This window comes from Streptomyces sp. HD (genome assembly GCF_028369295.1).
Taxonomy (GTDB): Bacteria; Actinomycetota; Actinomycetes; order Streptomycetales; family Streptomycetaceae; genus Streptomyces.
Genome location: NZ_JAQMYP010000016.1, coordinates 1 through 22,521, shown reverse-complemented (window position 1 = coordinate 22,521; position 22,521 = coordinate 1). Strand labels below are relative to the sequence as shown.

At 69.7% G+C, this 22,521-nt stretch carries 18 protein-coding genes and 2 pseudogenes; 10 read left to right on the top strand and 10 right to left on the bottom strand.

Annotated features, from left to right (window positions below):
- Window positions 1-33 precede the first annotated feature (33 nt).
- The gene (locus tag POF73_RS17355) at window positions 34-1,380 is read left to right on the top strand and encodes an esterase-like activity of phytase family protein (RefSeq protein ID WP_272116166.1); all 1,347 of its coding nucleotides are present in this window, start codon (window positions 34-36) and stop codon (window positions 1,378-1,380) included.
- Between the two features lie 25 nt (window positions 1,381-1,405).
- Here POF73_RS17355 and POF73_RS17350 read toward each other — a convergent pair whose 3' ends face one another.
- Window positions 1,406-1,645 (bottom strand): hypothetical protein, encoded by a 240-nt coding sequence (locus POF73_RS17350; RefSeq protein ID WP_272116164.1) that lies wholly within the window; start codon window positions 1,643-1,645, stop codon window positions 1,406-1,408.
- Between the two features lie 544 nt (window positions 1,646-2,189).
- Window positions 2,190-3,356 (bottom strand): xylose isomerase, encoded by a 1,167-nt coding sequence (xylA, locus tag POF73_RS17345; RefSeq protein WP_272116162.1) that lies wholly within the window; start codon window positions 3,354-3,356, stop codon window positions 2,190-2,192.
- Window positions 3,357-3,559: 203 nt separating this feature from the next.
- Between xylA and xylB the strand changes: the two genes are divergently transcribed.
- The 7 genes from xylB (at window position 3,560) to exaC (ending at window position 12,967) form a co-directional block, all read left to right on the top strand.
- On the top strand, window positions 3,560-5,005 hold the full coding sequence (xylB, locus tag POF73_RS17340; protein ID WP_272116160.1) for a xylulokinase: 1,446 nt from the start codon (window positions 3,560-3,562) through the stop codon (window positions 5,003-5,005).
- 14 nt (window positions 5,006-5,019) lie between these two features.
- Window positions 5,020-6,228 carry an ROK family transcriptional regulator gene (locus POF73_RS17335; RefSeq protein WP_272116158.1) on the top strand — a complete coding sequence of 403 codons (1,209 nt, stop codon included), beginning with the start codon at window positions 5,020-5,022 and terminating at the stop codon, window positions 6,226-6,228.
- Between the two features lie 379 nt (window positions 6,229-6,607).
- A complete protein-coding gene (locus POF73_RS17330) occupies window positions 6,608-8,092 on the top strand; it encodes an APC family permease (protein ID WP_272116157.1) in 1,485 nt (494 codons plus the stop codon).
- Window positions 8,089-9,099 (top strand): acetamidase/formamidase family protein, encoded by a 1,011-nt coding sequence (locus tag POF73_RS17325; protein ID WP_272116155.1) that lies wholly within the window; start codon window positions 8,089-8,091, stop codon window positions 9,097-9,099. The genes POF73_RS17330 and POF73_RS17325 overlap by 4 nt, the downstream gene beginning before the upstream one ends.
- Window positions 9,100-9,138: 39 nt before the next feature.
- Window positions 9,139-9,738 (top strand): N-acetylmuramoyl-L-alanine amidase, encoded by a 600-nt coding sequence (locus POF73_RS17320; protein ID WP_272116153.1) that lies wholly within the window; start codon window positions 9,139-9,141, stop codon window positions 9,736-9,738.
- Between the two features lie 143 nt (window positions 9,739-9,881).
- Window positions 9,882-11,159 (top strand): GAF domain-containing protein, encoded by a 1,278-nt coding sequence (locus tag POF73_RS17315; RefSeq protein WP_272116151.1) that lies wholly within the window; start codon window positions 9,882-9,884, stop codon window positions 11,157-11,159.
- 284 nt (window positions 11,160-11,443) lie between these two features.
- On the top strand, window positions 11,444-12,967 hold the full coding sequence (gene exaC / locus POF73_RS17310; protein ID WP_272116148.1) for an acetaldehyde dehydrogenase ExaC: 1,524 nt from the start codon (window positions 11,444-11,446) through the stop codon (window positions 12,965-12,967).
- Between the two features lie 232 nt (window positions 12,968-13,199).
- On the opposite strand, the gene POF73_RS17305 is transcribed toward exaC, so the two are convergent.
- The 7 genes and pseudogenes from POF73_RS17305 to POF73_RS17275 all read right to left on the bottom strand — a co-directional run.
- Window positions 13,200-14,324 carry a transposase gene (locus tag POF73_RS17305; protein WP_272116146.1) on the bottom strand — a complete coding sequence of 375 codons (1,125 nt, stop codon included), beginning with the start codon at window positions 14,322-14,324 and terminating at the stop codon, window positions 13,200-13,202.
- A 46-nt stretch (window positions 14,325-14,370) separates the two neighbouring features.
- A pseudogene (locus POF73_RS17300) lies at window positions 14,371-14,517 on the bottom strand (IS1380 family transposase); the annotation flags it as partial.
- 331 nt (window positions 14,518-14,848) lie between these two features.
- Entirely contained in the window at window positions 14,849-15,628 is a 780-nt protein-coding gene (locus POF73_RS17295; RefSeq protein WP_272116144.1) for an SDR family NAD(P)-dependent oxidoreductase, read from the bottom strand.
- A 1,174-nt stretch (window positions 15,629-16,802) separates the two neighbouring features.
- Window positions 16,803-17,837 (bottom strand): amidohydrolase family protein, encoded by a 1,035-nt coding sequence (locus POF73_RS17290; protein WP_272116142.1) that lies wholly within the window; start codon window positions 17,835-17,837, stop codon window positions 16,803-16,805.
- Window positions 17,834-17,995: a hypothetical protein gene (locus POF73_RS17285; RefSeq protein ID WP_272116139.1), complete on the bottom strand. Its 162-nt coding sequence runs from the start codon at window positions 17,993-17,995 to the stop codon at window positions 17,834-17,836. Before POF73_RS17285 ends, POF73_RS17290 begins: the two co-directional genes overlap by 4 nt.
- A 131-nt stretch (window positions 17,996-18,126) precedes the next feature.
- Window positions 18,127-19,080 (bottom strand): LysR family transcriptional regulator, encoded by a 954-nt coding sequence (locus POF73_RS17280; protein WP_272116136.1) that lies wholly within the window; start codon window positions 19,078-19,080, stop codon window positions 18,127-18,129.
- A 127-nt stretch (window positions 19,081-19,207) separates the two neighbouring features.
- A pseudogene (locus tag POF73_RS17275) lies at window positions 19,208-19,398 on the bottom strand (IS701 family transposase); the annotation flags it as partial.
- A gap of 39 nt (window positions 19,399-19,437) precedes the next feature.
- Between POF73_RS17275 and POF73_RS17270 the strand changes: the two are divergent.
- Window positions 19,438-19,857 carry a transposase gene (locus POF73_RS17270; RefSeq protein WP_272116134.1) on the top strand — a complete coding sequence of 140 codons (420 nt, stop codon included), beginning with the start codon at window positions 19,438-19,440 and terminating at the stop codon, window positions 19,855-19,857.
- Window positions 19,858-20,191: 334 nt separating this feature from the next.
- On the opposite strand, the gene POF73_RS17265 is transcribed toward POF73_RS17270, so the two are convergent.
- Entirely contained in the window at window positions 20,192-20,368 is a 177-nt protein-coding gene (locus POF73_RS17265) for a hypothetical protein (protein WP_272116132.1), read from the bottom strand.
- 272 nt (window positions 20,369-20,640) lie between these two features.
- Between POF73_RS17265 and POF73_RS17260 the strand changes: the two genes are divergently transcribed.
- Entirely contained in the window at window positions 20,641-22,341 is a 1,701-nt protein-coding gene (locus tag POF73_RS17260) for an RICIN domain-containing protein (RefSeq protein WP_272116130.1), read from the top strand.
- Window positions 22,342-22,521 lie beyond the last annotated feature (180 nt).

The window sequence follows — 22,521 nt, the reverse complement described above, 5'->3', positions numbered from 1 at the left end:
CACTGTCGGCGAACTTGGTTCACAGGAGGCCAGATGTCCCCGCACAGCACCGGTCGGCGCAGCAGCCGCCGCTTCGTCGCCGGAGGCGTACCCGTCGCGGTGATCGCGGCGCTCGTGGCCGCCGGGCCCGCCTCCGGCGCAGGGGACGAGGGCGGCGACGCGCGCGTCGTGCGTACGGCGACGCTCGGCGACCTCCCGCTCGGTGCGTTCAGCAACGCGCTGCTGCCCGGCACCGTGGACAACGACCGGGGCGTGGACCTCGGCGGCATCGGCAGCGACATCTACCCGGCGGGCCGCAAGGGCGAGTTCTGGACGGTCACCGACCGCGGCCCCAACGGCCAGATCAAGGTGGACGGCAAGAAGCGCCGTACGTTCCCCGTGCCGGGCTTCGATCCGGCGATCGTGAAGATTCGGGTGACGGGAGACACCGTGCGGGTGCTCGACGCGATCCCGGTCACGACCGCGTCCGGGAAGCCCGTCACCGGGCTGTCGAACCAGGAGGGACGCGACGAGGCGCCCTACTCGTACGACGCGCGGACTCCGCTGGCGTACAACGCGAACGGACTGGACACCGAGGGCATAGTGCGGGCCGCCGACGGGAGTTTCTGGCTCGTCGACGAGTACGGGCCCTCCCTTGTGCATGTCTCCGCGCGCGGGAAGGTTCTCACGCGCTATGTGCCCAAGGGGCTCGGCCTCACGGGCACGGACTATCCGGTCGTGGAGGCGCTGCCCGCCGTGCTGCTGCACCGGAAGACCAACCGCGGCTTCGAAGGGCTGGCGCAGCTGCCGGACGGCGATCTGGTGATGGCCGTCCAGAGCCCGCTGTCCCTGCCGGACACGGACGCCGGTGAGGCGTCGCGCACCACGCGGCTGCTGCGGTTCTCGCCGAAGAAGAAGGCGGTCACCGCCGAGTACGCGTACCGCTTCGACCCGGTGAACGTGATCGACCCGAGCGAGGACGACCCCTCCGAGCTGAAGATCTCGTCGGTCGTGTCCGTGGGCGGGAACCGGCTGCTGGTCGAGGAGCGCACCGACAAGGCCGCTCGGCTGCAGCTGGTGCGTCCGGACCGTGCGTCGAACATCCTGGGTGGCCCCTGGGACGACGACACGACGGCTCCGTCGCTCGAACAGCTCGACGACCCGGCCTCCTCGGGCGTGCCGGTGCTTTCCAAGAAGCTGGTCGTCGACCTGGGCACGGTCGCCGGTGTGCCGGGGAAGATCGAGGGCGTCGCGCGCGTGGGCCACGACACGCTGGCTCTCATCAACGACAACGACTTCGGGATGACGGATGGGGCGGGCGCGTTCGACGCGCAGGGCCGGCTGGTCGACAGCGGTGTGGAGACTTCGGTGATCTACGTCCGGCTGCCGCACGGCATCTGACAGCCGGTCACCGCTCGTCCTCCGGTTACGGAATCAGCGACTCAAGGTCGCTCGGCAGGCCGCTGGGCAGTTCGGTGGGCAACCCCGACGGCAGTGATGTCGGCAGTTCGCTCGGCAGCTTGCTGGGCAACTCGGTCGGGACGCTGAACGACGGCTTGGGCGAGCCGCTCCCGCTGCTCTCGGACGACGGCCTCTCGCCGGGTGAGTCGTCGCTCCCCGAGACCATCAGAACCACGGCCACCACGGCTCCGACGGCCACGATCACAGCGAGCAGGATGAACACCGGGGTGCGGCGCCGCCCCGGTCCGCCACCTCCGTCGGGCGGTTCCGACGGAGGCCAACCACCGTACGAAGGTGGGCCGCTGTCTCCCGGAGGGGGACCGTAGCCTCCCGAGGAACCTGTGGGGCCATAGCCGCCAGGAGGGGGTCCGAAGCCGCCACCCGGCGGCGGCGTGTCACCCGGCGGTCCGGGCGGCTGAGGCGGTACGGGCGGCATAGCCATACCGTCAAGAGTCGCCTCATATCCGTCAGGACGCGACCCCCTCGCGGGAGTTGATACGGCCCCATTCCATGGATCGCACGATTCCGGCACACACGCGCGGCGCCCCGTCAGCTCACCCTGGTCCCAGGCGCGCAACCCGCACCCGCGCGTGAACCCGCCCTTCGACGGACGGGCCGCACGCGAGACGGGTCATGCGCTGGGGCATGCGCGCGGGCATGCGCGCGAGTGACGGCAGTACCTACGGCCCCGTCCTGACGCCGGGCCCGGCGGTGTCGGCAGCGCCGTCCTGGCGCCGGGCCCGGCAGCCTCAGCCGCGGGCGCCCAGCAGATGGTCCATCGCCAGTTGGTCGAGTCGCTCGAACGCCATCCCGCGCGCGGCGGTCGCCTCGACGTCGAACTCCTCGAAGGCCGTGCGGTCCGCGAGCAGCGCCTTGAGGCCGTCCGCGGCCGTCGGCTGGGCCAGCTCGTCCAGGCGGGAGGCGTGCAGAGCCTCCTGGACCTCCGGGTCGGCGCGGAAGGCGGCCGAACGCTCCTTCAGGATGAGGTAGTTGCGCATGCATCCCGCGGCCGACGCCCACACGCCGTCGAGGTCCTCGGTCCGCGGCGGCTTGAAGTCGAAGTGGCGGGGGCCGGAGTAGCCGGCGCTCTCCAGGAGGTCGACCAGCCAGAAGGCGGCGCGCAGGTCACCGGCGCCGAAGCGCAGGTCCTGGTCGTACTTGATGCCGGACTGACCGTTGAGGTCGATGTGGAAGAGCTTGCCCGCCCACAGCGCCTGCGCGATGCCGTGCGGGAAGTTCAGCCCGGCCATCTGCTCGTGGCCGACCTCCGGGTTGACGCCGTACAGCTCCGGGCGCTCCAGGCGCTCGATGAACGCCAGCGCGTGGCCGACGGTGGGCAGCAGGATGTCGCCGCGCGGCTCGTTCGGCTTGGGCTCGATCGCGAACTTCAGGTCGTAGCCCTGGGAGGTGACGTACTCGCCGAGGAGGTCGAAGGCCTCCTTCATGCGGTCGAGGGCCACCCGCACGTCCTTGGCGGCGCCGGACTCGGCTCCCTCGCGGCCGCCCCAGGCGACGTACGTCTTCGCGCCCAGCTCGACCGCGAGATCGATGTTGCAGATCGTCTTGCGCAGGGCGTAGCGACGCACGTCGCGGTCGTTGGCGGTGAACGCGCCGTCCTTGAAGACGGGGTGCGTGAAGAGGTTGGTGGTGGCCATCGGCACGGTCATGCCGGTCGCGTCGAGCGCCTCACGGAAGCGCTTGATGTGCGCCTCGCGCTCGGTGTCGGAGGACCCGAAGGGGATCAGGTCGTCGTCGTGGAAGGTGACGCCGTAGGCGCCGAGCTCGGCCAGACGCTGCACCGTCTCGACCGGGTCGAGGGCACGGCGGGTGGCCTCGCCGAAGGGGTCCCGTCCCTGCCAGCCGACGGTCCACAGGCCGAAAGTGAACCTGTCCTCGGGGGTGGGCTGGAAGCTCATACCGCGGCTCCTTGCTTGCTGACGACTGCTTGCACGACTCGCCATGACTATTTCGTCATGGCGATTTACAAATTAGTATGCCGTCGCGTCCCTGGGAAGGGACAAGGTGTCCCCGATGGGGTGAGGTCCGGGTCGTGGTAATCCGGGGCACCCTTGAATCAGCAGGTCAGATCCCGCAGAGCCGCGGAAGAGGGAGAAACCCGATGTCAGCAGCCGAGGGTCCGCTCGTCGTCGGCGTGGACACGTCCACCCAGTCCACGAAGGCCCTGGTCGTCGACGCGTCGACCGGGCAGGTCGTCGCGAGCGGCCAGGCGCCGCACACGGTTTCCTCCGGGGCCGGCCGCGAGAGCGACCCGCGCCAGTGGTGGGACGCCCTGTGCGAGGCGCTGCGTCAGTGCGGCGACGCCGCGCACGAGGCCGCCGCGGTGTCGATCGGCGGGCAGCAGCACGGCCTGGTCACGCTGGACGACCGAGGTGAGCCGGTGCGTCCCGCACTGCTGTGGAACGACGTGCGCTCGGCGCCGCAGGCCCGCCGGCTGACCGAGGAACTGGGCGGCGCGAAGTTCTGGGCCGAGCGCACCGGATCCGTCCCGGCCGCGTCCTTCACGGTCACGAAGTGGGCCTGGCTGGCCGAGAACGAACCGGAGTCGGTGCAGGCCACCAAGGCCGTACGCCTCCCCCACGACTACCTCACCGAACGCCTCACGGGGCAGGGCACCACCGACCGCGGCGATGTCTCGGGTACCGGCTGGTGGGCGTCGGGGACGGAGTCGTACGACGACGAGATCCTCGCGCATGTGGGGCTAGACCCGGCGCTGCTGCCCCGCGTGGTCCGGCCCGGCGAGATCGCGGGCACCGTGCGTGACAGCCATGACCTGCCGTTCTCCAAAGGCACCCTGGTCGCTCCGGGGACCGGCGACAACGCGGCCGCCGCGCTGGGCCTGGGTCTGCGTCCCGGCGCGCCCGTGCTGAGCCTCGGTACGTCCGGCACGGTGTACGCGGTGGCGAAGCGGCGCCCCGCCGACCCGACCGGCACGGTGGCGGGCTTCGCCGACGCGCACGGCGACTGGCTGCCGCTGGCCTGCACCCTCAACTGCACGCTCGCCGTGGACCGTCTCGCCGCCCTGCTGGGCCTCGACCGCGAGGCCGTGGAACCCACCACCGGCCTGACCCTCCTGCCCTACCTGGACGGCGAACGCACCCCGAACCTGCCGAACGCCTCCGGCATCCTGCACGGCCTGCGCCACGACACGACGGCCGGTCAGCTCCTCCAGGCCGCCTACGACGGCGCGGTCCACTCGCTGCTCGGCGCCCTGGATCTGGTCCTGGACGACGACGCGGACCGCTCGGTCCCGCTGCTGCTGATCGGCGGTGGCGCCCGGGGCACCGCCTGGCAGCAGACCGTACGACGGCTGTCGGGCCGTCCGGTGCAGGTCCCCGAGGCCAAGGAACTGGTCGCGCTCGGCGCGGCGGCCCAGGCGGCCGGCCTGCTGACCGGCGAGGATCCGGCCGCGGTCGCCCGGCGCTGGAACACCGCGCGCGGGCCGGTACTCGACGCCGTGGAGCGGGACGAGGAGACGCTGGCCAGGATCAGCGGGGTACTCTCCGACGCGGCCCCGCTGCTGGAGCGGACCCCCGAGACACACTGAGGACTGACGGAGGCATGACCGCACCGCTGCACGAGGCCCACCCAACCGGCGCCGGACCGGCGCTGCCCAACACCCAGCAGGGCATGCGCCGCCGCAATCTCGCCCGGGTGATGCACACCGTCAGCGCCGAGGGTCCGCTCTCCCGCGCCGCCGTGGCCTCCCGCATCGGGCTGACCCGTGCGGCTGTGTCCACGCTCGTCGACGAGTTGATCCGCTCGGGGCTGCTGGAGGAGCTCGGTCCCGAGCGGCCCAGCCGGGTGGGCCGTCCCGGATCGGCGCTCGCCGTCAGCGGGCGCGGTCCGGCAGGCATAGGCGCCGAGGTCGGTGTCGACCATCTCGCCGTCTGCGCGGTCGATCTGCGCGGTGAGGTGCGGTCCAGGGCGGTCAGATACGGCGCGAACCGGGGCCGTGCGCCCGAGCCGGTGATCGAGGAACTCACCGGGCTGGTACGCCGGGTACTCGCCGAGGCCGATCGCGAGGGCCTGTGGCCGGCGGGTCTGGCGGTCGCCGTGCCGGGTCTGGTGGCACGGGACGCCCGTACGGTCGTGCGCGCCCCGAACCTCGACTGGCGCGACACGGACCTCGGCGATCTGCTGCCCGTGGACTTCCCGCTGACCGTGGGCAACGAGGCCAACTTCGGCGCGCTCGCCGAACTCTGGCTCGGCGACGGCACCCCACGCGACTTCCTGCATGTGTCGGCGGAGATCGGCATCGGCGCGGCGGTCGTGGTGGACGGGGGGCTGCTGCACGGGACTCGGGGTTTCGCCGGTGAGCTGGGGCATGTGCCCGTCCGGCCGGACGGCCCCGAGTGCGCGTGCGGGGGACGCGGGTGTCTGGAGCAGTACGCCGGCGAGGAGGCGGTGCTGCGTGCGGCCGGGCTGGAGCCGGGTGAGGACCGGGTCGGCCTGCTGGCCGAGCGCGCTGCCGAGGGCGACGAGAACGTACGGCGGGCGTTGCGCGATGCGGGAACCGCGCTCGGTATAGCCCTGACCGGTGCGGTCAATCTGCTGGACCCCGAGAGTGTGGTGCTGGGCGGTGCGCTGGCCGGGCTTGCGCCTTGGCTGCTGCCGTCGCTGGAGGCCGAGTTGGACCGGCGTACGGCGGGTCCCGCCTGCCCGGTGTCCGTGTCGCGGTTCGGCCCCGAGGGGCCGTTGCTGGGCGCCGCGCACTCGGTGGCGCGAGCGGTGCTGGACGATCCGGCGGCGGTGGCGGAGCGGGCCTGATCCCAGGTGGAATCAGCCTCGGGGCGGGCCCGGGTGGGATGTGCGTAAGCCCCACCTGCTACGTGCAAGGTGGCACCGTCGCGTGGACCGACAGTTCACGAGACGGACAGCCCAAGCGTCAGTGAGTGAATGAGTCAGGCCTACACGGCGATGCCACCGAAGGCATCATCCTGCTGCGGCAAGATTCAAACTGGCACTTCGAGAATCATTACTGTGAGTGAGCGAGTTATCCACAATTCCGCGCCTGTCCACGGAATCACGGCGCGCTCTTCTGCCCAACCCACCAGCGCCGTACCGTGATTCACGCGAGCCGCAGCCGTGCTGTCACGGCGACGGCGGGCGCGTCGGCGTGAACGAGGGGATTCACATGTCGGGGGAAATGACGGGGCAGGCAGCGACGGGATTACGGCGCGACGCCATCGGACTGCGCGAGGTCCTGTTCCAGAGCATCACGGCCATGGCACCGGCCGCGGCGGTCGCCGCGTCCATTCCGTCGGGCGCCGCCTTCGCGGGCGGAAGTCTGCCGCTGTCGGTACTGATCGCGCTCGTGGCCTGCCTGTTCACCGCGTCGTGCGTCGCCGAGCTGGCACGGGAGTTGCCCGCCGCGGGCTCGGTGTCCACGTATGTGGCGCAGGGGCTGCATCCCGCCATGGGCTTCCTCGTCGGCTGGGGCTATGTGTTCGTCGAGGCGCTGGTCCCGCCGCTGCTGCTTCTGCAACTGGGCTTCACGACGGCGGGCACGCTGCACCAGGAGTGGTCGTCGTATCCGGCTGATCTGTGGTGGCCCTGGGCACTGACGGGTGCCGCGATCATCGGCGTCTCGGGGTACTTGGGGGTGCGTGCCTCGGCCCGGTTCGGCACGATCCTCGGCATCTTCGAGGTCCTCGTCCTCCTGGTGTTCGCCGGCTGGCTGATCGGGAAGGCGGGCGAGGACAACACCCTGTCCGTGTTCGGTACGTCCCATACGACCGAGGGCTACGCGGGCCTCACCGGAGTGTTCGCCGGGTCGGTCTACACCGTGCTCGCCTTCGCCGGATTCGAGGCCGCGGCACCGCTGGCCGAGGAGACGCGGAATCCGCGCCGGACGATGCACCGCGCGGTGCTCGGCGCGGCCCTCGCCATCGGCCTGTTCTACGTGCTCACCACCTACGCCATGACCGTGTATTTCGGGCCGGACCGCTTCGGGGAGTTCGGGGCCTCGGGTGCCGCCTCCTGGGAGGGCGTGGCCCGGGCGTCGTTCGGACTGTTCTGGGTGCTGGTGTTCCTGGCCGTGGTCAACTCGGCGATCGCCAACGCCAACGCGTGCGCCACCGTCTCCACCCGGACCGCCTTCGCCCTGGCCCGCATCGGGGTCCTGCCCCGCTTCCTGGCGGTGCTGCACCCCAAGTACCGCTCGCCCGCGGCCGGTATCGCCGTGCAGACCGTCGTCGCGGTCGCCACGGTGCTGGGACTCGGGTTCGCCTACGACCCCGTGACCGCGTTCCTGCTGTTGGCCACGGTGATCGTCACGGTGGTGATCGGCGTGTACATCGTCGTGAACCTGGCCTGCGCCGGCTACTTCCTGCGGCGCAGGCGCGAGGCGCTCAAACCCGTACGGCATCTGCTGCTGCCCGTCCTCGGCATCGTCGCGTTCGTGCCCGCGCTCCTGACCGCGGCGGGGCTGCCCGTCTTCGACTTCGTCTCCGAGCTGACCGCTCCCGTGTCGTACGCCGGACCGGTGGTCGGGGCGTGGATGGCGACGGGAGTCGTGGTGCTGGTCGTGCTCCTACGACGCCACCCCGGGCGCATAGCCGAGACCGCCCGTGTCCACCTGGACGACCCCTCCCCCACCGGCCTTCCGCAGAACGGAGCTGCGCAGCGATGAGCGACCCCCGGATCCTGACCGTGCGACCGGAGCCCGGCGAGTACGCCTGGACGTTCGGCGGCGCACCGCCGGTGGCGCGCATCGCACCCGGCACGGTTCTCGATCTGTACACGGAGGACTGCTTCGCCGGACGCGTGCGGTCGGAGAAGGACCTGGTGTCCGAGGTGTGCGAGTTCCCCTACCTCAACCCGCAGACCGGTCCCTTCCACATAGAGGGCGCCGAACCCGGTGACACGGTCGCCGTGCACTTCGTGTCGATCGAACCTGCCCGGGACTGGGCCGCCTCGACCACGGTCCCACTGTTCGGCGCCCTCACCTCGACGCACAGCACGGCCACGCTGCAACCGCCCCTGCCGGAGACCGTCTGGATCTGGCAGCTCGACCGGACCCGGCGTACGGCGCTGTTCCGGGCCCACGACAGTGACATCGAGGCCGAGCTGCCCATGGATCCGATGCACGGCACGGTCGGGGTGGCGCCCGCCAATCTGGAGGTGCGCTCGGCCCTGGTGCCCGACGCGCACGGCGGGAACATGGACACACCGGAGATGCGGGCGGGCGTCACCTGCTATCTCGGGGTGAACGTCGAGGGCGCGCTGCTCAGCCTCGGTGACGGGCATGCCCGGCAGGGCGAGGGCGAGACCTGCGGGGTCGCGGTCGAGTGCGCGATGAACACCGTGGTGATCGTCGAGCTGCTCAAGGGGCTTGCCACGCCGTGGCCGCGCATCGAGTCGGACACGCACATCATCTCGACCGGCTCGGCCCGGCCGCTGGAGGACGCGTTCCGGATATCCCAGCTGGACCTGGTGCAGTGGCTGGTGCGCGACTACGGGTTCAGTGAGCTGGACGCGTACCAGTTCGCCACCCAGGCCGTCGAGTCGCCGCTGGCCAACGTGTGCGACACCAACTACACCTGCGTGGCCAAGATCCGCAAGCGGTGGCTGCCCGCGCGCGAGACGCACCGGGGAGTGCACGCACGACTGAGGGAGACGGCGGCGGCTCTGCGCTGAGTGCCCCGGCCCACCTCGACGATGAAAGGCAATCCCCTCTTGGAACGCGCACGACCACGCTTCAGCCGGCGCCGGATCCTCCAGGGCACCGCTCTGGCCGCCGTCCCGTACGCCCTGCTTCCCGCACCGCGGGCCGGTGCGCACATCCCGGGCCCGGACTACCCACTGGCCGAGTGGCGACCGGCGAGCACCGCCAACTACACGGCGGCGAACCGCCCCGCGACCCATCCCGTCGACCAAGTGATCATCCACGTGACACAGACCACCTACCCCAACAGCCTGACGGTCTTCGAGAACCCCAGGAAGCAGGTGTCCGCGCACTACGTCGTCCGGTCCGCCGACGGGCACACCTCCCAATGCGTTCGCGAGGCGGACATCGCCTGGCACGCCGGGGACTGGGACCACAACACGCGCAGCGTCGGGATAGAGCACGAGGGCTGGGTGGACGAGCCCGACTACTTCACCGACGTCCTGTACGAGACGTCGGCCCGGCTCACCGCGGCGATCTGCGCCAGGCACGGCATACCGAAGGACCGCGCGCACATCATCGGGCACTACGAGGTGCCGGGCACCGACCACACCGATCCTGGTCCGCACTGGGACTGGACGCGCTACATACGACTGGTCAACCGGGCCTGAGCCGGCCTCCGGGTCTCTTGCCGGCACCTACCCGGGCCGGAGCGGCAGGCTCGACCTTCGCGTCGCACCGTCGAAAAGGTTGTCCGCACGCGTACCCGGAGTGACGATGTCCCCAGCCGCATCGCTTTCCGGGGGAGGCCGAGTTGACCGATCCGTGGGTGGCCCTGGAGCCGGGGGCCGACCCCGCCGAGCGTGTACGGGTGCTGCGTCGTGCCCATGAGACGTTCACCGAGGCGGGAACGGTGTCGAAGCCGGTGCGTGCCGTGGTGGCCGACTCGTGGCGGCGTTCCGCGCGGGCCGGTGTCGGTCCGGACGGGACCGCGAGTGTGGAGCTGGTGGACGGGGATCTCGGCGCCTATCGAGCGGAGCATCCACTGGCGCCGGTGATGCCGCTGTTCCGGGAGCTGCTCGGTACGTTCGCCGCCGACGGCGAGCATCTGCTCGCGGTGTGCGACGCGCACGGCAGGCTGCTGTGGGTGGAAGGGCATCCGACGACCCGGCGCAGAGCGGACCGGATGAACTTCGTGCCGGGTGCGCGGTGGGCGGAGACCGCGGTCGGGACGAACGCGCCGGGCACGGCGGTCGCCGTGGACCGGCCGGTGCAGGTGTTCGCCGCCGAGCACTTCATCCGCCGGGTGCAGCCCTGGACCTGTGCTGCGGCGCCGGTGCACGATCCGCGGACCGGGCGGGTGATCGGGGCGGTGGACATCACCGGTGGGGACGGGCTCGCACATCCGCACAGCCTGGGGTTCGTGCAGGCGGTGGCGCGTGCCGCGGAGTCCCATCTGGCACTGCTCGCCCCGCGGGTGCCCGCTGCCGACACGCCCGAGCTGAGCGCGCTGGGCCGCGACGAGGCACAGCTGCTGACGGGCGGCCGCCGGGTCAGGCTCAGTCGTCGGCACAGCGAGATCCTGGTGCTGCTGGCCCGCCATCCGGAGGGGCTGACCGGGGACGAGCTGCTGTGCGCGCTGTACGAGGACGAGTCGGTGACGCCGGTGACGTTGCGCGCCGAACTGGCCCGCCTGCGCCGAGTACTCGGCCCCGGTCTGCTCGCGTCACGACCGTACCGGCTCACCGTGCCGGTCGAGTCGGACGTGGCGGCCGTCGAGCGTCGTCTGGGGACGGGTGCGGTCACGGCCGCGGCCACGGCGTACCGCGGCCCGCTGCTGCCCGGCTCCCAGGCACCGGCGGTGGTGCGGCTCAGGCGTCGCCTCGCCGACGGCCTGCGTACGGCGCTGATCGCCCGCAGCGACCCCGACCTGCTGGCCGACTGGGCGCACGCGCCGTGGGGCGAGGACGACCTGGACGTGTGGCGGGCGCTCGCCGCGGTGCGCCCGACGGCGGCGGTACGGTCACAGCTGGCCGCGCTGGAGTCCGAGCTGTCGGCACCGCGCGCGTGGGAGCACCGGCCGGCGCGTTGACAGCGCCTCGATCCTGCAGCCTGGCCGAACCCCGACGCGTTGCTGGAACCGCGGTGTGCTGCTGGAGCCGCAGCATGCCGCTGGGACCCCGGCGCGCAGCCGGAGCGGCGGTGCGCTGTCAGAACGGAGGCGTGCTGGTGGAGCAGCGGCTCGCAGCTGGAGCAGCGGCGGCTTGCACCTGGAACGGCGGCGGCTCGCGCAACGTACTTGCAACCTCGCCGTCCCTAACCTCGCGCCGAGAGCTGCCCAACGGCGGGCAGCGCTTCTTCGGGAGGCAGAGCAGTATGACTCGTTACGCGGCGCCCGGCACCGAGGGTGCGATCGTCTCCTACCAGGCGCGCTACGACCACTTCATCGGCGGGGAGTACGTGCCGCCGATCCGGGGGCAGTACTTCGAGAACCCGACGCCGGTGAACGGGCAGCCGTTCACGGAGATCGCGCGGGGCACGGAGGAGGACGTGGAGCGGGCGCTCGACGCGGCGCACGCGGCCGCCCCGGCGTGGGGCCGGACGTCGGTGGCCGAACGCGCCGACATCCTGCGGAAGATCGCCGACCGTATGGAGGCGAACCTGGACAAGCTGGCGGTCGCCGAGAGCTGGGAGAACGGCAAGCCGGTGCGGGAGACGCTGGCCGCCGACATTCCGCTGGCCATCGACCACTTCCGCTACTTCGCGGGGGCGATCAGGGCGCAGGAGGGCTCGCTCGGGGAGATCGACGACGACACGGTGGCGTACCACTTCCACGAGCCGTTGGGCGTGGTCGCGCAGATCATTCCGTGGAACTTCCCCATCCTCATGGCGACGTGGAAGCTCGCCCCGGCGCTGGCCGCGGGCAACGCGGTCGTGCTCAAGCCGGCCGAGCAGACCCCGGCGTCCATCCACTACTGGCTGAGCCTGGTCGCCGACCTGCTCCCGCCGGGCGTGGTCAACATCGTCAACGGCTTCGGCGTGGAGGCGGGCAAGCCGCTGGCGTCCAGCCCCCGGGTGGCCAAAGTGGCGTTCACCGGGGAGACCACGACGGGCCGGTTGATCATGCAGTACGCCTCGGAGAACATCACCCCGGTGACCCTCGAACTCGGCGGCAAGTCCCCGAACATCTTCTTCGACGACGTCTGGGCGGCGAACGACGACTTCCGGGACAAGGCGCTTGAGGGCTTCACGATGTTCGCGCTCAACCAGGGCGAGGTGTGCACCTGCCCGTCCCGGGCGCTGGTCCAGCGCGGCAACTACGCCGAGTTCATTGAGGCGGCGGTCGCCCGCACCGAGCAGATCAAGACCGGTCACCCGCTCGACACGGACACGATGATCGGCGCGCAGGCCTCCAACGACCAGTTGGAGAAGATCCTCTCCTACCTCGACATCGGCCGGCAGGAAGGTGCGCGGGTCCTCACGGGCGGCGAACGTATCGAGCACGACGGTGAGTTGAAGGGCGGCTACTACGTCCAGCCGACCGTCTTCGAGGGCGACAACCGTATGCGGATCTTCCAGGAGGAGATCTTCGGGCCGGTCGTCTCGGTGACGACCTTCGACGACTTCGACGACGCCATGAAGATCGCCAACGACACGCTGTACGGACTCGGTGCGGGCGTGTGGACGCGGGACATCAACACGGCGTACCGCGCGGGCCGCGCGATCCGGGCGGGCCGGGTCTGGACGAACTGCTACCACGCCTATCCGGCGCATGCGGCGTTCGGCGGCTACAAGGGGTCGGGGATCGGGCGTGAGACGCACAAGATGATGCTGGAGCACTATCAGCAGACCAAGAACATTCTTTGTTCTTACAGCCCTCAGAAGCTTGGCTTCTTCTAGAACATATTGCGTCACTGTGCGGACTCCCAGGGAATTCACCCGGGGCCGTCCGCGGGCCAAACGGCGCCCCTAGCCTCGATCTTTCTTGAGGGTCCGCCGACGGAGTCGGTGGACCCTTTTGCCTTCCGGAGCTGATGCCGGGCAGGCCGGTGGCCCGGCTGTCGCGTCGGGTGGGCGCCGGGTTCCACTGCCCGGGGCGGGTGATGCTGTCGCAGGGACGGTGGGTTGCTGGTCAGCCGGGGTCGGGCAGGAGCGCGAGCCGTTCAAGGGCAGCGGTGATCTCGCCGGGCCAGTGCCGGGCGAGGCGGAGAATCCTGCGCCGACCGGTGGTGACGAGCTGGCCGGCTGCGGAGAACAGGCGGAACCGCAAGCGACGCGGTTCCCAGAGCCTCGCCCGGCCGGTCAGGGCGAGCATGGGCATCCATGCCAGCAGGTCGAGCGCGATCTGGACGATCTCCATCCAGACCGGTTCTGGGCGGTGGCGTGCAGGGGCAGGTTGCGCAGGCCGGTGGCCCGGGCGGCCCGGATCCGGTCCTCGGCCCGTGCCCGGAGCCGGTGGCGCAGCTCGATCGAGCTCGGCGATCGGCCAGCCGGTGGTGTTGGTCGCGAAGCACGTGATCCGCATGCCGTCCGCGTCCGTGATCCTCAACTGGGCGCCGGGATGGGGCCGTTCCATGCGGACGATGAGCCGCATGCCCTTGGGCCAGCCGTCCAGGAGCGTGCCGGTGAGCTCGGCGGCCCAGGCCCCGTCCCGGGCCTCACCGTCGGCCTCGACGGCCGGGGTCCAGGCCGAGGCGGGGACCTTCAGCACATGTTCGTGGATCGCTTCGGTGACCGTCATACCGACCGAGTAGGACAGCCATCGGCCCCGCTTCGCGAGCCAGGACACGAAGTCGTGGGTGCCGCCGGCGGAGTCCGTGCGGATCAGCGTCTGCCCTCCTCGCCGGTAGCGCTTGGGCAGTTGGGCCAGGGCGAGTTGGGCGGTGGTGATGTGGTCGGCGGCGGTGTTGGAGCCCGCGTTTCCCGGTCTGAGGAGGGTGGCGACGGGCTCTCCGGTTCCGCCCGGTCCGTGGTCGACGAAGGCCGTCAGCGGGTGATGGCCGTGGGTCTTCTTCCAGGTCGCGGCCGCGTCCTGCTTGTCGGAGTGGGCGAGCACGAGGACGCCGTCGAGGTCGACGGTGACCTGACCGTCGGCGTCCGGGGCGTTCTCGCCGGCCAACGACCAGGCACGATGACGGACTTCGGCGCGTGCGGACCGGACCGCCTGCAGGGCTTTCTCGCCGGATGCGGCGAGGGCGTCGATCAGGCGGGAGACGGTCGGGGTCGGAGACGACCGGGCCGAAGACGGCCGGCTCACACCGCAGCATGGCGACGTCCGCGAGGCAGTCCCCGCCCAGTGCGACCGCCATGGCGACGTCCAGGAGGATCTTGCCGGGATCGTGGACGGCCCGCGGTTTGCGCCACGGAGCCAGAGCTGCGGATATCGCCTGGTCAAGGCCCGTCTTGCGGACCGTCTCCAGCAGCAGGACCGCACCGGCCTGCGAGACCACCTGCCGACCGTCTCCCTGGACACGGACACGTGGGTACGACGAGATAGGCTCTCTCACCTGGAAGTGCTCTTTTCCTTGCAGCCAACAGGACCCTCAGCAAGTCCTGTCGTTGCAGGTCAAGGGCACTTTCCGTGTTTCTGATCAACTCTTGGACAGCCCACCTCGTGAAAGCCGCGAGGCTAGGGCATACAGGCAATACACCTAGATCAATGCCCTCTCACAACTGCCGGGTGACGCGTAGTCAGTTGTCATGGGGGTCCCCGCCGTCGTACGGACACGGTGCCGGCCACACTTCCCGGCTCACCATGGGGAGTTCATCCCGTCGGGGCGGTCAGTAGTAGATGGGACCGAGCTCACCACCGCTGGCGATGATCGGGTCGCCGTTGAGCGCGACGCTGCGTGGGCTGGCCAGAAACGCGATCACTGCGGCGACCTCGTCCGGGGTGACGATCCGGCCGATCGAGATCGCCGCGCTGAACTCGCGTTCGACCTCCTCCACAGTCAGCCCGCGGGACTCGGCGTTGGCCGCCAACGCCGTGGCCATGGTGTCGCTGCTGGTGGGGCCGGGGTGTACGACGGTGACGTTCACGCCACGTGGGCCCAGTTCGTCGGCGAGGTTCTTGGTCAGCGCGGCAACGGCGACATTGCGTATCGAGCCGGTTACCGAGCCGGTGCGCCGCGCGGCAGCGCCGCCGACGTTGATGATCCGGCCCCAGCCGCGCTCGACCATGCCGGGCGCGAACGCCCTCGCACAGCGCAGATAGCCCCGCACCTTGACGTTGATCTCCGCTTCCAACGCTGACTCCGCGATCACGCCGGGGTTGGTCATGGCCGCGTTGTTGACCAGGATGTCGACGCCGCCCAACTGCTCAATGGCGGCCGCGGCCATGGTCGCTACCGAGACGTCGTCACCGGTGTCCGCGCCGATCCCGATCACGCGCGCCCCGGTGTCGGCGGCGAGCGCAGCGGCCTGCTCGGCCGCCGTCTGCGCATTGCGGCCGACAAGTACGACATCGGCACCTTCCTGGGCGAGAGCCCGGCCCACTGCCAGGCCAATGCCCCGGCTGCCACCGGTGACCACCGCACGTTTGTCCTTCAGCCCCAAATCCATGGCATTCTCTCCTCATTTGATCACCTCTCATGCGAGGCGGTGGCGACAACCGAGTTCGCCGCGGGCGGCCCGGACGGTTTCCTGAGCACGCCTCAGTAGATGAGATCGGTACTGTCCTGTCAGCAGTGTGGGCAGTGGCATAGCGCCTGTAGCACCATGTCCCCATATCGGCGCCAGACCGCAGGGTCACGTTCTCCGAATCGCACCAGCTGTAGCCTCCGCGAGCCGTTCGGCCGGCAGACGACCGTGGGCCAGGACATAGAGTGCGAGACGGGTGTGTCCACGGGATGCACGGAAGGGCTCTTGCCGGCATCTCGCCGCGCCGGCAGCGAAACGGATCATCGATCGTGAATCAAAAAAACGCGGTCACTCGATGCGGAGCCGCCCGGCGATCACTCCGTGCCGGCAACGCTCGGTTCGCCGTGTTCGGTACGAGGTCGTCGAGACACTCGTCTGGCCCGGTGCGCCCGACAGGTGGCCAGCTGTCAGCCACCGGGCGAGGTGTGGGCGCGAGGGGAAGCGGTCGAGTGCCGCCCCCGGTCGGGCTGGAGAGCCGGAGGCCCAAAGACGTCTCCGTGCCAAGCGAACTGCGTGGCCGATCTCTTCCCGGCCACCGACGGCTCCGCAAGACCATACCTGACCAGCGACTGTGCGGTTCTGCGCCATGCCCTGCGCGAGTACGAGAAGTTCTCCAACTCCCATCGTGCCCGCCAAGGCAAGCGTCAGCAGGTCCCGCTGCGCCCGGTGCCCGCGCCCATCACCGATCCAGACCGAATTGCCCACCCGGAATACTCGGCACGACCGACTCGGCGGCGTCCGACGGAGTCCGGAGACTGGGCCGGAGCGTCGGCGAGAGCGACGGCAAGCACCCTCACACCAGAATCCTGCTGGAGCAGATCTTCCGGAAGGCGGTCGAGCACAGGATGCACGGTTCGCGAGCTCGGTGCTGTGCACGACCTGGAGCTTGTCACCGGCGATGTCGTCAGCCACGTCTGCTGCCTGGCGCTTACCGAGGATGGTGAACCAAGGAAGGAGCAAGGCGGGTACAGCCGAGCCGTGTCGACCGGGTGAGGCTCACTGGCCGGTGCAGAACGCCTGCTGGGCCGCCAGGTCGGGTACGGCGAGTCGACGTGCCGCACGTGCGTGACCAGGCGTGGAGCCACCGTGTCCGGCATCAGGTTTCCTTCCCGGGGACCAGCCCCAGCTTCTGTGCAGTGCCGCCGGCGATCGCGGCGCGGTCGGCCGGGTCCAGTCCGGCGGCGTCGAGGCGGGCAAGCGGATCGGGCACGCCCATGTCGAACGGATGGTCGGAGCCGAGCACGACCCGGTCGGCGCCGACGGCGGTGACCAGCGCGCGCAGCGCCTGCGGGGTGTAGACGAGCGAGTCGAACCAGATCCGGCGCATGTACGCCGAGGGTGCTTCGGCGCACTGCCGGGCGTCGCTACGCACCTGCCAGGCGTGCTCGGAGCGGCCGAGGTAGGTGGGCAGGTAGCCGCCGCCGTGCGCGGCGATCACCCGCAGGTTCGGGTGCCGGTCCAGGACCCCCGCGAAGATCAGGTGCGAGAGGGCGACGGCGTTCTCGACCGGTTGTCCGACCGTGTTGGCCAGGTAGAACCGGTCGAGTCGCTCGTCGAGCGAACAGCCGAGGGGGTGCAGGAACACCACAGCGGCAGTCTCGGCGGCCCGCGCCCAGAACGGGTCGAGCCGTGCGTCCGACAGCTCGACGCCGGGGGCGAACGAGGAGATCTCGACGCCCTTGAGACCGAGACCGAGAGCGTCGTCCAGAGCGGCGACGCACAGATCGGGATGCTGCAGCGGGACCAGTCCGAACCCCGCCAGCCGGTCGGGAGCCTGGGCGACGACGGCCGCCACACCGCGGTTCGCCGCTCGGCACACCTCGGTCGCAAGATCGGGGTGCGCCCAGTAGTGGTAGTGCGACGGGGACGGCGAAACGACCTGCACGTCCACGCCCGCCGCGTCCATGTCGGAAAGGCGCCGCTCCGCAGTCGTCAGCGCGGGCATGGCCGCCCGGACCATCTGCCCCGAAACTGTCATCGATTTCGCGCCGTGGCGCCGTGCCTCGAGCGCGTGGAGTTCGGCGAGCCCAGGCTCGTCGGCGACCAGCGCCTCAACCTCAGCGATGAAGCAGTGGGCGTGCACGTCGATCGCGAGGTCCCTGCCTGGGGCGGGCGTCTGCGGGATGTTCACGGCTGCTCCACGAGCGGGGAGTCCTGCCGTGGCGTGTGCACGGTCGGCACGGGACAGGAGAGGTCCCGCCGGTCGGGACCCCAGTCGAGATCAACGACCAGCGCGGGACGTTCCGCGTGAGCGTCTACGACCGTGGCGAGAGCAAGAGGAGCAACCATGAGCGGTCCTTCCGTTTACTGTGACGCCCCCACTATCTGCTCGGCCGACCACATCAGGGAAGCTGAAAATGCTGATGCTCTATATAAGGCAGACAAATGTCGCCCGGGGATCACCGCGGCGGCCGGGAACGTCACGTCCGCCGGTCGAGGTGCCGGCTCGTCTCGGTGAGGACCGACCGCAGCCACGCGTGCCCCGGCTCGCGAGTTTGCAGCGGATGCCACCAGAGCGCCTGCACCACCGGCACCACGTCCCAGGGACACGCGAGCACCCGGAGTCGGTGACGGGCCGCCAGTATGTCGGCCAGGTGACGCTGAATGAGTCCGAGTCGACGGGTCCCGACGATGTAGAACGGCAGGGCGAGGAAGCTCTCGACGACCGCCTGGACCCTGGGCTCGATTCCCAGTTGCTCCAGTTGCCGCACGGCGGAGAGGAAGCGGGTCGGTCCGTGGTGGGTGAGTACCCAGGGCAGCTCGGCGACGTCCGTCATGGTCAGGGCAGCACCGACGGCGTCGTTGCCCTGATCTACCACGCACACCCATTCGTCGGTGAACAAGTCGCTCGACGGCAGGTCGAACACGTATCCGCGTGGAACGATCATGCCGTCCATCCCGCGGAGCCAGTCGGTCGGGCTGTCCGTCACGGTGTTCGGGTGATTCTCGAACCGCAGCATGACACCGGGAGCCCGGTCCGCGAGCACCTGCGCGACCCGCGGGCCGAGCACGGCCATGGCGTAGTCCGAGGCGTGCAGGGTGAAGCTCCGCGTGGAGGTCGCCGGATCGAACACGGCCTCACTGGCGAACACGCGCTCGACCTCCTTCAGCGCGTGAGCCGTGCGGAGCCGCAGGGCCTGGGCGAGTGGGCTCAACTCGGACGTGTTGCCTGATCGGACGAGCAGCGGATCGTCGAAGTGCCGCCGCAACCGGGCGAGCGCGCCCGAGAGGGCGGGCTGGGACAAGCCGAGGCGAGCAGCGGCGCGCGTCACCGAACGCTCCTCCAGCAACACGTCGAGCGACACGAGGAGGTTCAGGTCCAGGTTCGACAGCTTCACGGCGGCCTCCGCCTCGCTCTCATTGATGTGAGACATCAGCGAATGCAGCCTAACTTTCCACAGGACTCCGTTGGTCTGTCTCGATCTTGATGTGCTGTGTGTCCGGCTGGGCAGGGGCTGATGGCAGGTGGCGCAGGTGCCGGTCCAACACCTCAGGACGTCCTGTAGTGCGTCGAGGACTTGGTAGAGAGTGAGACCCGTTCGGGCGCCTTGGGGCCAGGCGCTGTTCGGTGAGGAAAGCGTGGGCGGCGGTCACGAGGGTGACGTGGTGGTGCCAGCCAGGCCAGGACCGGCCCTCGAAGTGGTCAGGCCCAGGCCGTGCTTGAGTTCGCGGACCCTCCAGCTCGGCCTCCACGACATGGAGTTCGGTGTCCGGGTGCGCGGCGGTCAGCCGTGCGAAGGCAGCGGGCAGCAGCAGCCGGCCACGGCTGGAACGTGGCGATGGTAAACGTGGCCGAGAGCAGTCAGGGCATCGACGCCGGCAAGAAGATCAAAGGGCGCAAACGCCATCTGATCACCGACACCCTCGGCCTGGTCCTGGCCGTCCTGGTGACCGCCGCGAACGTCCACGACACCGTCGGCGGAAAGTATCTTCCCGACGACCTGGCGGCGCGTCATCCCAGCGTGGTCAAGATCTGGGCCGACGGCGGCTATCAGAGCAGCATCTTCAATCACGGTGCCGACCACGGCATCGACGTCGGGGTCGTGCAACGGACCCGGACGAAGGGGTTCGAGCCGCTGCCAAAGCGGTGGGTGATCGAGCGGACCTTCGGCTGGCTGATGCAGCACCGCCGCCTGCATCCCGGACGATGATCCACTGGGCGATGGCTAACAAAATGTCCCGCGAGTTGACCGGGGAATCCGTACCAACCTGGCGAATCGAAACGGACATCCCGCTCGCATCGGCGTGAACACTGATCAGATGCTCTCTTAGGGCACCCATCTAAAGTAGCGAGCCGTGCCACTCCCGTGCCAGAACGGAGGTGATCACGTGTCGGGTGTGCCGGGCACGGGACGGGGAGCCTCTACCCTCGCAAGCCGCACGGGACGCCGACAGCCCGGGACGCACTGCATGCGGCGCTGACCGACTGCCTCATGGCCGACGGCGAGAGCCTGCCGCCCACGGACCGCTCCCCGCCTGGGACACCTACGGCATCGACGACACCTCGATGACCACGCCGATTGCCTGGTCGATCACGGTGTACGAGCTGACTGTCTCCTGGAGCCGGCGACCAGCCGTTGCAGCTCGCTGATCTTTCGTGGACGGGCGGGCGGCGCCGCCTTCCTCCACGCCGTTGAGCTTCAGGGTGACCGTCCGGCCCACAGAAAAAAGTTCTGTGGATCTTCGCGGCAACCTTTTCGGCCTCTCTGACCACTCAGTGGTGTCCGGCCAAGTGGTCCGGTCACATGCAACAGCTGAAAGAGAGCACAGGCATGTCCCTGGAACGAGAGCACAGACATGTCCCCGGTCCACCCACGTCATCGATGGCGTCCCGCGTCGGCGGACACCGTGCCGACGACGGCGCGCGCGGTGGTCGTCCGAAGCATCGTGGTCGTCGGTTGCTCGCGCGTCGGGGCCTCTGGGGAGGTCTCGCCATGGTGATCGTGGCCGGCTCGGCTGTCGTGGTCAGCCAGGCTTCGGCGGACCAGAAAACTCTGGACCTGAAGAAGTGGTATGTGCTGGTCAACCGCAACAGCGGCAAGGTGCTGGACGACCGCGGCTCCGCCAAGAACGACGGCGCGGCGGTGGTGCAGTGGGCGCGCCACGGCGGGGCCAACCAGCAGTGGCGGTTCATCGACGCGGGTGACGGGTACTACCGGCTGAAGAACCGGACCTCCGGCAAGGTGCTGGACGACCTCGGCTGGTCGAAGACCGCCGGCTCCGCCGTCGTGCAGTGGAAAGACCTGAACGGCAGCAATCAGCAGTTCAAGCTGGCCAAGTCGTCGAACGGCTACGTGCGTTTGGTCAATCGCTTCAGTGGTATGGCTGTCGGTGTCCACAAGGCCGCCAAGGCCGACGGGGGCGGCGTCGTCCAGAACCGCGACCGGAGCGGCGCCGATCAGCAGTGGAAGCTCGTCGCGGTCGGGAACGTCAGCGGCGGCGGTACGCCCACCACGCCGAGCAGCAGCGCTCCCGCGAGCCCGACTCCGAGCGGCACGCGACCGTCGTCCTCGCCTTCGTCCGCGTCTCCGTCGCCCGCGGGTGGTGGCGGCAGCTCGGCGAAGCGTTTCCTGGGCAGTGACAAGGTGATCATCGGCGGCTCGATGTCCGACGCCTCGGCGAACGCCGCGCCGTTCGACGCGCGCTACGCCTATGTGCACAGCCAGCCCGCGCCCTCGTCGGACTACTACACGGCAGCGAAGTGCAAGGACGGGTGGTCGAGCTGGTGGGGCTGCTGGAACGGCAGCACCACGGCGCCCGGCACGTACGTGACCTGGCGGGACGAGGTGGCGTCCCAGGCCACGTACAAGGGCAGCTCGCGTCCGCAGAAGATGCTGTGGAGCTGGTACTCGTTGCGCGACCTCGGCGATGCGGCGGGCGAGGGCGACGGTCCGGGTGAGGTCAAGGCCATCAACCGGGTCGACCTGCTCACCCGGTACCTGAACGACTACCGTTTCTTCCTCCAGAAGATCGGCACGTCGCACGACGCGATCGACATCGAGCCCGACTTCTGGGGCTACGTCCGGTCGCTCGGCGATCCGCACAAGGTTGCCGCGCAGGTCTCGACCGCGAATCCGAAGGATTGCGGATCACAGGAGAACAGCGCCGCCGGACTCTCCCGCTGCCTGATCTCGATGGCCCACAAGTACGCGCCGAACACCGCCGCGGGGCTCCACCTCACCTGCTGGGACTGGCAGAACGACACCCAGAAATGCGTCAAGGACTACGCGAGCCTCGGGGCGCAGGACGCCGACTTCCTGGTCTCCGACGTGTCGGACCGCGACGCGGGCTGGTACGCACAGCCGGCCCACGGCGGCCGTAACACCTTCTGGACCGACCAGACGGCCGCTGACACGCTGAAGTTCTACAAGACGATGGCCGAGTCCGTGGGCAAGCCGGTGGTCCTGTGGCAGATCCCCGTGGGCAACATGGCGCAGAACAACACCCTCAACCACTACAAGGACGACAAGGTGGACTGGTTCTTCGGACACATGGACCAGGTGGCGAACGCCCATGTCGCCGGCCTGTTCTTCGGTCCGGGGCAGCAGGAACAGACCACGGTCGAGTCCGACGGCGGAAACCTGATCAACAAGACGATCGCCTATCACAACTCGGGTGGTACAGCGCTTAAGTAGCGCTGCAGCACTCAAGTAGGTGAAGATGCCGAAAGGCGCCCCCCCTCTCTGCGATGGGGGCGCCTTTCGTCGTCTTCGTCGGGCTGAGGGTCAGCGCTGCAGGGTGAGCACGCCCGGCCGGTACGGCAGCTTCGCGTAGTCGATGCCGTCCGAGGAGGGGTCCCTGCCCTGGTAGAGGAA

Coding starts and splice junctions, on each gene's coding strand:
- exaC (WP_272116148.1), top strand. CDS start 11,444: ATGACTCGTTACGCGGCGCCCGGCACCGAGGGTGCGATCGTCTCCTAC.
- POF73_RS17335 (WP_272116158.1), top strand. CDS start 5,020: ATGACCGCACCGCTGCACGAGGCCCACCCAACCGGCGCCGGACCGGCG.
- POF73_RS17260 (WP_272116130.1), top strand. CDS start 20,641: ATGGTGATCGTGGCCGGCTCGGCTGTCGTGGTCAGCCAGGCTTCGGCG.
- POF73_RS17355 (WP_272116166.1), top strand. CDS start 34: ATGTCCCCGCACAGCACCGGTCGGCGCAGCAGCCGCCGCTTCGTCGCC.
- xylA (WP_272116162.1), bottom strand. CDS start 3,356: ATGAGCTTCCAGCCCACCCCCGAGGACAGGTTCACTTTCGGCCTGTGG.
- POF73_RS17330 (WP_272116157.1), top strand. CDS start 6,608: ATGACGGGGCAGGCAGCGACGGGATTACGGCGCGACGCCATCGGACTG.
- xylB (WP_272116160.1), top strand. CDS start 3,560: ATGTCAGCAGCCGAGGGTCCGCTCGTCGTCGGCGTGGACACGTCCACC.
- POF73_RS17280 (WP_272116136.1), bottom strand. CDS start 19,080: ATGTCTCACATCAATGAGAGCGAGGCGGAGGCCGCCGTGAAGCTGTCG.
- POF73_RS17295 (WP_272116144.1), bottom strand. CDS start 15,628: ATGGATTTGGGGCTGAAGGACAAACGTGCGGTGGTCACCGGTGGCAGC.
- POF73_RS17285 (WP_272116139.1), bottom strand. CDS start 17,995: ATGGTTGCTCCTCTTGCTCTCGCCACGGTCGTAGACGCTCACGCGGAA.
- POF73_RS17325 (WP_272116155.1), top strand. CDS start 8,089: ATGAGCGACCCCCGGATCCTGACCGTGCGACCGGAGCCCGGCGAGTAC.